The sequence below is a fragment of the Pseudomonas sp. Marseille-QA0892 genome, from assembly GCF_054950135.1.
On the sequence record NZ_CM143104.1, the window covers coordinates 320,348 to 332,524 of the forward strand.

10 protein-coding genes are annotated in these 12,177 nt (G+C 59.4%); 6 read left to right on the forward strand and 4 right to left on the reverse strand.

Annotated features, from left to right (window positions below):
• Positions 1 to 33 precede the first annotated feature (33 nt).
• Positions 34 to 540 (reverse strand): GspH/FimT family pseudopilin, encoded by a 507-nt coding sequence (locus tag ACY8D3_RS01380; RefSeq protein ID WP_462381208.1) that lies wholly within the window; start codon positions 538 to 540, stop codon positions 34 to 36.
• 125 nt (positions 541 to 665) lie between these two features.
• On the opposite strand from ACY8D3_RS01380, the gene ACY8D3_RS01385 reads away from it, so the two are divergent.
• Positions 666 to 1,781, forward strand: coding sequence for an NAD(P)/FAD-dependent oxidoreductase (locus ACY8D3_RS01385; protein ID WP_462381209.1), 1,116 nt, complete (start codon positions 666 to 668; stop codon positions 1,779 to 1,781).
• 163 nt (positions 1,782 to 1,944) lie between these two features.
• Here the strand turns inward: ACY8D3_RS01385 and ACY8D3_RS01390 are convergent, their stop codons facing one another.
• Genes ACY8D3_RS01390 through ACY8D3_RS01400 form a run of 3 tightly spaced genes read right to left on the reverse strand, consistent with a single transcriptional unit; the run spans position 1,945 to position 5,112 of the window.
• Positions 1,945 to 3,285 (reverse strand): sigma-54-dependent transcriptional regulator, encoded by a 1,341-nt coding sequence (locus ACY8D3_RS01390; RefSeq protein WP_462381210.1) that lies wholly within the window; start codon positions 3,283 to 3,285, stop codon positions 1,945 to 1,947.
• Entirely contained in the window at positions 3,282 to 4,886 is a 1,605-nt protein-coding gene (locus ACY8D3_RS01395; RefSeq protein ID WP_462381212.1) for a sensor histidine kinase, read from the reverse strand. The genes ACY8D3_RS01390 and ACY8D3_RS01395 overlap by 4 nt, the downstream gene beginning before the upstream one ends.
• A complete protein-coding gene (locus tag ACY8D3_RS01400; protein ID WP_462381214.1) occupies positions 4,876 to 5,112 on the reverse strand; it encodes a PP0621 family protein in 237 nt (78 codons plus the stop codon). The genes ACY8D3_RS01395 and ACY8D3_RS01400 overlap by 11 nt, the downstream gene beginning before the upstream one ends.
• Before the next feature lie 165 nt (positions 5,113 to 5,277).
• Between ACY8D3_RS01400 and ACY8D3_RS01405 the strand changes: the two genes are divergently transcribed.
• The 5 genes from ACY8D3_RS01405 to glpD all read left to right on the forward strand — a co-directional run bounded on the left by ACY8D3_RS01405 (position 5,278) and on the right by glpD (position 12,059).
• Positions 5,278 to 6,909, forward strand: a complete 1,632-nt coding sequence (locus ACY8D3_RS01405; protein ID WP_462381215.1) for an NAD+ synthase — start codon at positions 5,278 to 5,280, stop codon at positions 6,907 to 6,909.
• Between the two features lie 210 nt (positions 6,910 to 7,119).
• Positions 7,120 to 7,995 carry an MIP/aquaporin family protein gene (locus ACY8D3_RS01410; protein ID WP_462381217.1) on the forward strand — a complete coding sequence of 292 codons (876 nt, stop codon included), beginning with the start codon at positions 7,120 to 7,122 and terminating at the stop codon, positions 7,993 to 7,995.
• Positions 7,996 to 8,006: 11 nt separating this feature from the next.
• Positions 8,007 to 9,521: a glycerol kinase GlpK gene (gene glpK / locus ACY8D3_RS01415; protein WP_462381219.1), complete on the forward strand. Its 1,515-nt coding sequence runs from the start codon at positions 8,007 to 8,009 to the stop codon at positions 9,519 to 9,521.
• 122 nt (positions 9,522 to 9,643) lie between these two features.
• On the forward strand, positions 9,644 to 10,402 hold the full coding sequence (locus tag ACY8D3_RS01420; RefSeq protein WP_462381221.1) for a DeoR/GlpR family transcriptional regulator: 759 nt from the start codon (positions 9,644 to 9,646) through the stop codon (positions 10,400 to 10,402).
• Positions 10,403 to 10,532: 130 nt separating this feature from the next.
• Positions 10,533 to 12,059, forward strand: coding sequence for a glycerol-3-phosphate dehydrogenase (glpD, locus tag ACY8D3_RS01425; RefSeq protein ID WP_462381223.1), 1,527 nt, complete (start codon positions 10,533 to 10,535; stop codon positions 12,057 to 12,059).
• Positions 12,060 to 12,177: the final 118 nt, after the last annotated feature.

Below are 12,177 nucleotides of genomic sequence, written 5' to 3' on the forward strand. Positions count from 1 at the left end.
TATGACTGGTATCGCCGTGTTTGGGTTAGTGAATCAGCTCTCACAACGCTGTGGCTCCCGCTGACTTTGCGTCAGGGCTTCGCTTCGAATGCGGCCTTGCCGGTTGACTACGAATTGCCACCCCTCCACGGTAGAGTGGCGCGGGCAGAAGGTGAATCGACCATTGCCGATTTCCGTCGTACCGTTCGGGAGGTATTTGATTGTACGCCTCACCCCGCGCCAACTGAGCGCCCCGGCATTATTGGTGCTGTAACGATGCTCGATGCCTTGACTTGAGCGTACTATCCAGCCAGCCGACCACTCATGATCGCAGTTTTCACCATCGCTGGAGCCACAGATTTCCACCCAATAGCCTTGGATGATCGCCGTGGTGCGTGTGGCGATCAGGCTAGCAGACAAGGCGTCCCTAAGTGCATCTCTTTGGTTGCGCGCAGTAAACTCGCCCACAGCGGGGAGGGCGAAGCTTGCCAGGATGCTCACGAGCGCGACCGTGACCATTAACTCTGCCAGCGTAAAGCCTCTCTGACTGGAATGCTTCACGGTGCAACTCCTTTTGCACTGAACTAGAAACGTTGTTTTGCGATGCCGTTGCCTTTATTGGCTCTACCGACGATAGAGTCAAAGGCACTGATATCGCTTTGTGACCTAAAACCAAGGAGCCTTTTGTGTTTGCGGACGTGGTCGTTGTTGGGGGCGGTGTAATTGGCATGTTGTCCGCGTTGCGCCTGGCTGAAACCGGCCAGCGTGTGTCCATCATCGAGCGGGGCGTACTGGGAAAGGAGGCGTCTTGGGCAGGGGGAGGCATCGTTTCGCCCCTGTATCCATGGCGTTATGGTCGGGCTGTCACGGCCCTGGCCAATTGGTCTCAGGATTTCTACCCTGGCCTGGGGCAAACGCTAGCTCGCGAGACAGGCGTCGACCCGGAGGTGTTCGAGACCGGACTCTATTGGCTGGACATGGACGACGAAGAGGCCGCGTTGGGGTGGGCAGATCGGGAAGGGGCGCCGCTAAAGTCCGTGGCAATCGACGATGTCTACGCAGCCGTACCCCCTCTCGGCGCAGGGTTCAGCCGGGCGATGTATCGTCCTGGAATTGCGAACGTTCGAAATCCTCGATTAGCACAGGCGCTACGCGGGGCGCTGGAAGCGCACCCACGGGTGACGGTGCAGGAGCGCCAGGCTGTGGAGGGGCTCGCACTGACGTCGGGACGCGTCACAGGCGTGAACACAGGCGAAGGCCGGGTTGATGCTGGTCGCGTTGTCATTGCAGCGGGTGCGTGGAGTGGATCTTTGCTGGCGGACCTTGGCATCACGTTGCCTGTGGCGCCTGTAAAAGGCCAGATGATCCTGTACAAATGCGATCCAACATTCCTGCCGACGATGGTGCTTGCGCGTAGTCGATATGCCATCCCTCGCCGAGATGGACACGTACTGATTGGCAGTACGTTGGAGCATGCACAGTTCGATAAAACGCCGACAGCCGAAGCGCTCCAGAGCCTGGAGGCGTCAGCGTTCGAATTGCTGCCAGGGCTGAAGGATTATCCAAGAGTAGGGCACTGGGCCGGATTGCGGCCCGGTTCACCAGGCGGGGTTCCGTTCATCGGTGAGGTGTTCGGTTACGAAGGGCTGTGGCTGAACTGCGGGCACTATCGGAATGGACTGGTGCTGGCGCCCGCATCCTGCCAACTATTGGCCGACCTCATGACAGACAGCATGCCCATCATCGATCCGGCCCCATACAGGCCGTCTGAGGACAGGATGAGGATCGCTTCGCTCGACTAGCCGCCGACCTTCAGGTAGCGGTCGATAGGCTTAAGGAGCTTGGCGTAGCGCTGCGTTGAGTGCTGCTAGCTAGATGCCTGCCCCGTGTTGCGACGCTGCGTCTAGCCGGTACGCGTTTGCCAAGGCGTAACGTCTTCCACGGTTGAACAGGCACCGCTGGGTATCAGTCGATACCCAGCTTCTTCAAGCGATAGCGCATCGACCGGAAGGACAAACCGAGTCGCTCTGCGGCGGCAGTGCGGTTCCAGCGTGTCTCCTCAAGTGCCTGGACGATCAGTTTACGTTCAAGCTCTTCGAGGTAGTCCTCCAGATTGTCGATGTTTGCCAGTCCCACCTCTCCAGCCTGCTCGGCGGGGCGCGCTTCGACCAGGCGCAGGTCATTTGCGCAAATCAGATCGTTCTCGCAGAGGGTATAGGCCCGCTCGAGCATGTTCTCGAGTTCACGCACGTTGCCGGGGAAGCGGTAATTTTTCAGCTTCTCCTGCGCGCCTGGGTCAAGTCGGGCAGCTTCCGAGCCGCTTTCGGCGAGCCGCTTCAGCATGTGCTCGGCCAATAGCAAAATGTCTTCGCGACGTTCACGCAGCGGGGGCACGCGAAGCTCGATGACGTTCAATCGATAGTAGAGGTCCTGGCGGAAGCGGCCTGCGGCGACTTCGCCGGCAAGGTCCTTGTGGGTGGCGCAAAGGATACGCACATCGACAGACACTTCCTGCTGACCACCTACGGCGCGGACAGCCTTTTCCTGAATAGCGCGGAGCAGCTTTACTTGCATGGGCAAGGGCAGGTCGGCCACTTCGTCCAAGAAAAGTGTTCCGCCATTGGCAGCCTGGAATAGACCCTGCTTGTCTTCCATTGCGCCCGTAAAGCTGCCTTTGCGATGTCCAAAGAACTCGCTCTCCATCAGCTCTGATGGAATCGCGCCGCAGTTCACCGGCACGAAGGGGTGTTCGCTGCGGGGACCTTGCTCATGGATCAGTCGAGCGACCAGCTCCTTGCCGCTACCGGATTCACCACTGATGTAGACGGGGGCCTGACTACGCGAAAGCTTGGTGATCTGCTTGCGTAGGGTTTCCATGGGGGGCGACTTGCCCAGCAGCCGGGTATCCACCTGGCCGCTCTCGCCGTTACCGGCCTTGAGTCGCAGGGCAGTGGCTACCAGCTCCCGCAGTCGAGGCAGCTCAACGGGCTTGGTGACGAAGTCGAACGCGCCGGCCTTGAGCGCATTCACGGCAGTATCCATGCTGCCGTAGGCCGTGATCATGGCGACTGGAACCATTGGGTAACGCTGTTGGATGAACTGTACGAGGTCCATGCCGCTGCCGTCGGGCAGTCGCATGTCCGTAAGGCACAGGTCAAAGCTTTCCCGAGCGAGCCATTCGCGTGCTTCCTTGACGTTCCGGGCGCTGCGCGTGTCCAGCTTCATCCGCCCGAGGGTAATTTCCAGCAATTCTCGAATATCGGGCTCGTCGTCGACGATCAGGGCTCTCTGTCGGGAGGCGGTCATTGTTCACTCAGTTTCTGTGGGTGGGCGAATGTGATGCGGAAGCAGGTGCCTCCCTCTTCGCGCGGTTGGTGATCAAGGCGTGCCTGATTGCTCTCGCACAGCTCTCTGGAGATATAGAGGCCGAGGCCGTTGCCTTCGCTTTCGGTGGTATAGAAGGGCTCGAACAGATTGATCAGCTGTTTCTCGGCGACGCCTGGACCATCATCTATCACGTCCAATACGGGCAGCTCGCTGATCGCATTACGGTACAAGCGTAGCCACACTTGGCCACGGCCATGCTTCTGCTTGCTGTAGCGCAGGCCATTTTGGACCAAATTCGTCACCACCTGCGTTAACTGGTTCGCGTCCATGCGGGTTAGCAGTCCTGAACCATCAACCCGAATGTGCAAAATCTGATCGTCCGCGGCAGTTTCCTTGAATTCGAGCACATATCGATGGAGCCAGTACTTCAGGTCGACCAGTTGCGGCCGTGACTCTCGCCGCCGGGACAGCTGCAGAATGTCTTCGATAATCACGTTCATCCGGCGCGAATGCTCCTGGATGATCTGGGTCAGGCGGCGGTCGGCGGAATCGAGGGCATCCGATTCCTGAAGCAGCTGTGCCGCATGGCTGATCGCGCCGAGCGGGTTACGGATCTCGTGGGCGATGCTTGCAGTCAGCCTGCCGAGCGAGGCGAGCTTCATCTGCTGCGCCTGCTGCGTCACACGTGCGGCATCCTCGAGGAAGACCAGGGTCTGATCATCACCGCTGTTCTGCAGTGCAATGAATGCCGGTTGCAGCGTGAGCCCTGCCGCGGGCGCGCTGACGTTGCTCTGGCGTAGCGACGGGTTCTGCTTCCAGCGCTCGAGTTGTTCAAGGAGCGATGGGAATAGCGTGTCGATGCGCCGGCCCTCCAGTTGATCGCTTCCGAGCGCGATCCGGGCGTGTTGGTTGGCCAGGAGAATCTGAGTGTGCTGGTCGAGCACCAGAACGCCTGTTCGCATGCGCTCGATGATCAATGCGTTCAGTGCCTGGAGGTCGGCCAGATCGTTGGCGCGTTGTTCGGCGAGTTGCTCGCTGATGCGCAGCCGCCTTGTGATGGCCTGCATCAGGGCCGCCAGGGCCAGCCCAAGGGCGCCTAAAAAGAACGTCTGGACGAATAGGGCTGGATGCTCGGGGTAAACGAAGCTCAGATAGGCCGTCACGGCCAGCATGCCGACCGCAGCGGTGACGGCGACCGAAAATCCGGCTTGTCGTCGAAGGAGGGTGTTGGCGATCGCGACCGAGACGACGACGAAGTTTCCGAGCCCGCTTCCGGCGCCGTTGGCGGCGAAGAACAGCATCAACAGCAGCGCGACATCAAATACCGCCACGCCCAATATTTCGCGCCGGTTCTGGGGCCGCCGAATGAGAATGGCGAGAAACAGGTTGATGACTACATAGGCCCAGCTGACATACCGGTAGAGCGACTGCTGGGCCTCATCCATGAGGTTGCGGTCCAGCTCTGTCGTGGTCAGCACAACCAGCGCCAGACCTACGGTCAGCCGATAGAGATGGTAAAGCCGCAGGACCCGCAGCGCATGGTTCGTCTGCGGCGCGGTGGCGTCAGGGCTACTGGCCACTGTTCGACTCTGGCTTGGGCACGTGGGCATGACTGCAATACCACTGGCCGTCCTGCGTGAGCGCCTGCCGCTCCGGCACGTGAATGCCACAGGTGCTGCATCGAACCATCGGGGCCGGCGTATCCGGTTCGCGAGGTTGTTGGCGTGCCTCGCTGGCGCGTTTGTATCGGCGCCACAGCCAGATTCCTACGGTGATGACGGCTATCCAGAAAAGCAGGCGTACCATGGCGGCCTCGTCCATTGAAGAGGTCGCAGTGTAGCCAAGGTTTCGCACGGTTCACAGGGCGGTCCGCTGTACGCGTCACGTTCCTTGCGTGAGAATAGCGCGCCCGTTCCGCAGCGCATGCCTCGGGCGTGTCGAGCGGTTTGTCGTAGGGGTAGAGGAGTAGTGATGAGCCAACGTCTTCGGGTCGCGATGGCCCAGCTGAACATGCGGGTCGGCGATGTACACGGAAATGTCGAGAAGGTCATCGCTTCCGCCGTGCGCGCGCGCGATGAGCATGGCGCGCAGGTCATCCTGTTTCCCGAATTGACGCTTTGCGGCTACCCGCCCGAGGACCTGCTGCTTCGTTCGAGCATGCAGACGCGCATCGAAGGCGCATTGCAGCGCCTGCGTGAAGCGGTCAGCGGGATCTACCTGATCGTGGGCTTTCCCTGGATGGAAGGCGACGTTCGCTACAACGCCTGTGGAATCATCGGCAACGGCGAGTTGCAGGCGCGTTACTACAAGCAGCAACTTCCGAATTACCGCGTCTTTGACGAAAAACGCTATTTCGAGCCGGGCGGCCGTCCCTGCGTAATCGACATCGAAGGCGTGTCTACGGCCGTGACGATTTGCGAGGACATCTGGTTCGCTGAGCCCATGAGCCAGGCGCGCATCGCCGGTGCCCAACTCATGCTTAGCCTTAATGCCTCGCCGTTCCATCGGGGCAAACAGGCGGAGCGCGAGGCGCTGCTTGCGACTCGTGCCCGCGAGGGTGGCATGCCGATTGTGTATGTGAACCAGGTAGGTGGGCAGGACGAATTGGTCTTCGACGGCAGCAGTTTCGTGGTCGATTCAGATGGTCGCGTGACCCAGCGGGCGCCCGCCTATGAAGAAGGCCTGCACGTTGCCGACTTTGACGTTTCTGCCTCAGGGGTCACACCGGTCGAAGCTGCGCTTGCGGGCGTCGCAGGTGTCGAGGCAAGCGTTTATGACGCGCTGGTGCTGAGCGTGCGCGACTATGTTGCGAAGAACGGCTTCCAGGGTGTCGTGCTTGGTTTGTCTGGCGGAATTGACTCGGCGCTCACGCTGGCGGTCGCCGTGGACGCGTTGGGTGCTGACCGGGTCGAGGCTGTAATGATGCCGTATCACTACACGGCGCAGATGAGCCAGGACGATGCAAAGGAAGAAGCCGATTCGCTGGGCGTCGCCTACAGCGTGCTGCCGATCGCGCCGATGGTCGAAGCGTTCCAGGCCACGCTGGCACCTGTCTTCGGAGGCCTGCCGGCCGATACCACCGAAGAGAATCTACAGGCGCGCTGTCGTGGCACGCTGCTCATGGCGATCTCGAACAAGAAGCGCTACCTCGTGCTGACAACGGGGAACAAGAGCGAGATGGCGGTGGGCTACGCGACGCTCTATGGCGATATGGCGGGTGGCTTTGATGTGCTGAAGGATGTGCCGAAGACCCTTGTGTTCAAGTTGTGCGAGTACCGAAACAGTCTGGGCGCCGTGATCCCGCAGCGTGTGATCGACAGGCCGCCGTCAGCCGAGCTGTCACCGGATCAGAAAGATGAAGATTCGCTTCCGCCGTATCCCGTACTCGACGAGATTCTGCGTTTGTACATCGAGCATGATCTGTCCGCAGACGCAATCGTTTCCCGCGGCTTCGATCATGAGGTCGTTCGCAAGGTCATCCGCCTGGTTGACCTCAATGAGTACAAGCGACGCCAGGCAGCCGTTGGTCCCCGTATCACCGAGCGCGGCTTTGGGCGAGACCGCCGCTACCCCATTACGTCGGGCTGGCGAATAGGCGATTGAGGCGCTCGCAGTCGTCCGGTACGCGAGCGTCCATTCTTCATTGATTGCCCGAGTCCCTCCCTTTGCCACACAGAGCTAATGGTTTTGTGCGTTTCCGTTCGATTCGCGTTTGACAGCATTCATTTATGAATTTAAGTTTTCATATACGAAAACTATCGGCTTGATTTACGGTCGGATCGAACAATTACAACAATCCATAAGAGGCTTCTCATGAGTCAGGCATCCGTTCCTACGCTCAAAGGGCAATGCATCGCCGAATTTCTGGGCACCGCGCTTCTCATCTTCTTCGGTACAGGCTGCGTTGCCGCGCTTACGCTTACCGGCGCCGACCTCGGGCTGTGGGAAGTCAGCGTCATCTGGGGTGTTGGCGTAAGCATGGCGGTCTATCTAGCGGCAGGCGTATCCGGTGCGCATCTCAACCCGGCGGTTACCATTGCCCTATGGCTGTTTGGTGGGTTCGAGCGCCGCAAGATTCCTGCGTACGTTCTGGCACAGGTCGCTGGTGCTTTTTGCGGAGCTGCACTCATTTATGCGCTCTATTACAGTCTCTTTTTCGATTACGAACAGGCTAATGGCATTGTTCGTGGCAGCGTTGAAAGTCTTCAGCTCGCTTCGGTCTTCTCGACTTACCCAAATGCGTCGTTGTCCGTAGGGCAGGCGTTCCTGGTGGAAGTGGTTATCGCGGCAATCTTGCTTGCAGTGATCATGGCGCTTACAGATGACGGCAATGGCCTGCCTCGCGGTCCGCTTGCTCCGTTGCTCATCGGTTTGCTGATTGCTGTGATTGGCAGCGCAACCGGCCCCCTTACAGGCTTTGCCTTGAACCCGGCGCGCGATTTTGGTCCCAAGTTGATGACCTATCTCACCGGATGGGGCGACATCGCCTTTACCGGTGGCCGCGACGTTCCCTATTTCCTCGTTCCAATGTTCGCCCCCATCGTAGGTGCCTGCCTCGGTGCGGCCGGCTACAAGGCACTGATCTGCCGACACCTGCCTTCGCTGGGAGGTGGTGCCTGTGAAGCGTCTGATACCGATAAGTCTGTTGAACACGCTGCATCCCAGCCCAGCGTTTCAAAATCCCGTTAAGGAGCAGTCCCATGACCGCTAAAAACAATAAGCAGTACATTGTTGCCCTGGATCAGGGCACCACGAGTTCTCGCGCGATCGTGCTTGATCGCGACGCTAATGTCGTGACGATCGCGCAGCGCGAAGTGGCGCAGATCTATCCGCAGCCGAGCTGGGTTGAGCAGGACCCGATGGAGATCTGGGCGACTCAGAGTGGGGTGTTCGTCGAAGCGCTGGCGCAGGCCGGGATCACCAATGACCAGGTTGCGGCGATCGGCATCACCAACCAGCGTGAAACCACCGTGATATGGGACAAGACCACAGGCCGCCCCATCTATAACGCCGTCGTATGGCAGAGCCGTCAGAGCACGTCCATTTGCGACCAGCTCAAGCGCGACGGCATGGAAGAGCATGTGCGTAAAACCACAGGGCTTGTCATCGACCCTTACTTCTCAGGCACCAAGATCAAGTGGATCCTGGACCACGTTGAAGGCAGCCGTGAGCGGGCGCGTCGCGGCGAGTTGCTCTTCGGAACAGTCGACACGTGGTTGATCTGGAAGATGACGCGTGGCGAAGTACATGTCACCGACTTCACCAACGCGTCACGCACCCTGATGTTCGATATCCATCGGCTGGATTGGGATCCAGTGATGCTCGAAGCGTTGGACATTCCGCGCGAGATGCTGCCTGAAGTGCGGTCCTCCTCGGAGGTCTACGGGCAAGCGTACATCGGGTCGGGCCAGAGCACCGGCATTCCTATCGCGGGTATCGCCGGGGATCAGCAGGCAGCACTGTTTGGGCAGATGTGCGTCAAGCCGGGCCAGGCCAAGAACACCTATGGCACCGGCTGCTTCCTGCTCATGCACACGGGCGAAAACGCCGTTGAATCGAGTCATGGCCTCTTGACGACCATCGCCTGCGGCCCGCGCGGCGAGGTGAACTATGCGCTCGAAGGCGCCATCTTCAATGGCGGCTCGACCGTTCAGTGGCTGCGCGATGAATTGAAAGTCATCAATGATTCGCTGGATTCCGAGTACTTCGCGACCAAGGTACCCGACAACAATGGCGTGTATCTGGTACCGGCCTTCACAGGGCTGGGTGCGCCCTATTGGGACCCTTATGCTCGGGGCGCCTTGTTCGGCCTGACGCGCGGTGTAAAAGTCGACCACATCATTCGTGCGACGCTCGAATCAATCGCGTATCAAACGCGCGATGTTCTTGATGCGATGCAGCAGGATTCGGGCGAGCGGGCGCGCTCCCTTCGGGTGGATGGCGGCGCGGTGGCCAATAACTTCCTCATGCAGTTCCAAGCTGACCTGCTGGGGACGACTGTCGAGCGCCCTGAGATGAAGGAAACCACAGCATTGGGCGCGGCGTATCTGGCCGGCCTTGCAACGGGGTTCTGGGGCAGCCTGGAAGAGCTGCGCAGCAAGGCGACGATCGAGCGCGTTTTCGAGCCGGAGGCGGACTCGACCCGGCGCGATACGCTCTATAAAGGCTGGAAGCGCGCGGTCGAGCGCACCAAGGGGTGGGCCGCTGAGGACTGATCTGTTTGCTGGGGTGGACGAGCGCTTGCTGGGCTCGTCCATCTGCACGCGGAGTTGATCCAGCTTTTATCGGATGCGGTTGTGGGGCATGCTCTGTTCGTATGAACAATAAGGATGCGTGCATGACTTTGGCCCCTCGACAGCAAAGCACCCTCGAGCTCGTACGAGAGCGCGGTTACGTCAGTATCGAAGAGCTGGCCCAGCATTTTTCGGTCACTCCACAGACGATCCGTCGTGACATCAACCAGCTTGCCGAAGCTGGTCTGCTAAGGCGCTACCACGGCGGTGCTGCACATGATTCCAGTGTCGAAAACACCGCCTACAGCATGCGTGCCAGCCAGGCGCGTGACGAAAAACGGCGCATTGCCGAGGCCGTTGCGGCGCAGGTTCCCGACCAAGCGTCCCTCTTCATCAACATCGGCACGACGACCGAAGCGATTGCGCACGCGCTGCTCAATCATCGCGATCTCAAGATCATCACCAACAACCTGCATGTGGCCAATATTCTTAGTGCCAAGGACGACTTCGATGTGCTTGTCGCCGGCGGACATGTACGCAGCGACGGTGGGGTAGTAGGGCAGGCCACTGCCGATTTCATCAAGCAGTTCAAGGTTGATTTCGCCCTTGTAGGGATCAGCGGTATCGACGAAGACGGCACGCTACTGGACTTCGATTTCCAGGAGGTGCGCGTCTCGCAAGCCATCATCGAAAACGCGCGCAAGGTGTTCCTTGCGGCCGACGTTAGCAAATTCGGGCGTAACGCCATGACTCGCCTCGGTACGCTTGAGCAGATCGATGTGATGTTCACCGACCAAGAGCCTTCGGCCCACTTCATCAAGCTTCTCGCTACCCACGAAGTCAGGTTGGAAGTTACGGGCTAGCTTTGCTGTTCGAAAAGGTTCGATTTTTTTCTTTTTGTCGGAAAACGAAGATTTTCCGCTAGCTGCGTGAATCATCCTGCCTTAGCATGTTCAATATCGAATATGAATGTTCGTTTTGGCAGGAGGGCACATGAGCGATTCCGATCGTAAAGAGCGGGTTTACGACATCGCCGTCGTAGGTGGCGGTATCAACGGTGTCGGCATCGCAGCCGATGCGGCCGGACGTGGCTTGAGTGTTCTGCTGTGCGAACGCGACGATTTGGCCAGCCATACGTCATCGGCTAGCAGCAAGCTGATCCACGGCGGCCTGCGGTACCTGGAGCATTACGAGTTCAGGCTCGTTCGTGAGGCGCTTGCCGAGCGTGAAGTATTGCTCGCCAAGGCACCGCATATCGTCAAGCCGATGCGTTTTGTATTGCCTCACCGCCCTCATCTTCGTCCCGCATGGATGATACGCGCGGGCTTGTTCCTCTATGACCATCTGGGCAAGCGTAAAACGCTGAAACCTTCAAAAGGGCTTCGCTTCGACCAGGCGAGCCCGCTCAAGCCTGAAATCAGCAAGGGCTTTGAATATTCCGATTGCTGGGTAGACGATGCGCGATTGGTGGTGCTCAACGCCATGCAGGCGCGGGAGAGTGGTGCCGAGATACTGACCCGAACGACCTGTACCGGTGCGAAGCGCGAGGGCGACACCTGGCGCGTCGAGCTTGAGGGGCGCGACGGTCGCCGCCGGACGATACGCGCAAAGGCGCTGGTCAATGCGGCTGGCCCATGGGTTGCGAAGTTCATTCGTGAGGACCTCGCCCAGAAGTCGCCTTATGGTATCCGTCTCATTCAGGGCAGCCATGTGATCGTACCGAAGCTCTACGAGGGCGATCAGGCGTACATCATGCAGAACGAGGATCGTCGCATCGTCTTCGCAATTCCATACATGGGCCGCTATACCATGGTTGGTACGACGGACCGCGAATACACCGGCGATCCTGCGAACGTCAGCATTACCGATGAAGAGACGCGGTACGTCCTTGGTGTTGCAAACGCGCATTTCCGAAAACAGCTGACGCCAGCTGACGTGCTGCATGCGTTCTCAGGCGTTCGGCCACTCTGTGATGACGAATCGGACAATCCCTCCGCGGTTACGCGGGATTACACGCTGTCGCTTTCGGCAGAGGCCGGTGCGCCACTCTTGTCGGTATTTGGTGGCAAGCTGACCACCTACCGTAAGCTTGCCGAATCGGCCATGAAGCAACTCAAGCCGTTCTTTCCCGGCATGAAGGCCCCTTGGACCTCGACCGGGACCTTGCCGGGCGGGGAAGACATGACTACAGCCGAGGCGCTCGCAAGCTCGCTCGTACAAAAAGTGGAAGGGCTCACGCCGGATACTGCGATGCGCTGGGCAAGTGCCTACGGTTCGCGTAGCTGGCAAATGTTGGACGGCGCTTCCTCCGTGGCGCAGCTTGGCGAGCACTTCGGGCAAGGCCTTTACGCGAAAGAGGTGGACTATCTTCGCGATCAGGAATGGGCGCTAACAGCCGAAGACGTCTTGTGGCGTCGTACCAAGCTCAAGATGCTGTTTACCGAGGCCGAGCAGGTGCGGCTCGACGCGTATCTGAGCCGTAGGGATACGGTAGCCTCGCGTAGCAGCAACGCGGCGTGAGCGAACGGACAGTTGCTATGGAAGATGTCTTACACGGCTTCCAGCCTTTGGCTCTGGGTGTTGCCCTCAGGGCGGCCTAAGATACGTCCAACAACTGCTGCACAGGACGTGCACAGGT

What these genes read in the sequence shown, in the direction of transcription:
- ACY8D3_RS01390 (WP_462381210.1), bottom strand. Translation starts at nt 3,285, where the DNA reads ATGACCGCCTCCCGACAGAGAGCCCTGATCGTCGACGACGAGCCCGAT.
- ACY8D3_RS01400 (WP_462381214.1), bottom strand. Translation starts at nt 5,112, where the DNA reads ATGGTACGCCTGCTTTTCTGGATAGCCGTCATCACCGTAGGAATCTGG.
- ACY8D3_RS01405 (WP_462381215.1), top strand. Translation starts at nt 5,278, where the DNA reads ATGAGCCAACGTCTTCGGGTCGCGATGGCCCAGCTGAACATGCGGGTC.
- ACY8D3_RS01410 (WP_462381217.1), top strand. Translation starts at nt 7,120, where the DNA reads ATGAGTCAGGCATCCGTTCCTACGCTCAAAGGGCAATGCATCGCCGAA.
- glpK (WP_462381219.1), top strand. Translation starts at nt 8,007, where the DNA reads ATGACCGCTAAAAACAATAAGCAGTACATTGTTGCCCTGGATCAGGGC.
- ACY8D3_RS01420 (WP_462381221.1), top strand. Translation starts at nt 9,644, where the DNA reads ATGACTTTGGCCCCTCGACAGCAAAGCACCCTCGAGCTCGTACGAGAG.
- glpD (WP_462381223.1), top strand. Translation starts at nt 10,533, where the DNA reads ATGAGCGATTCCGATCGTAAAGAGCGGGTTTACGACATCGCCGTCGTA.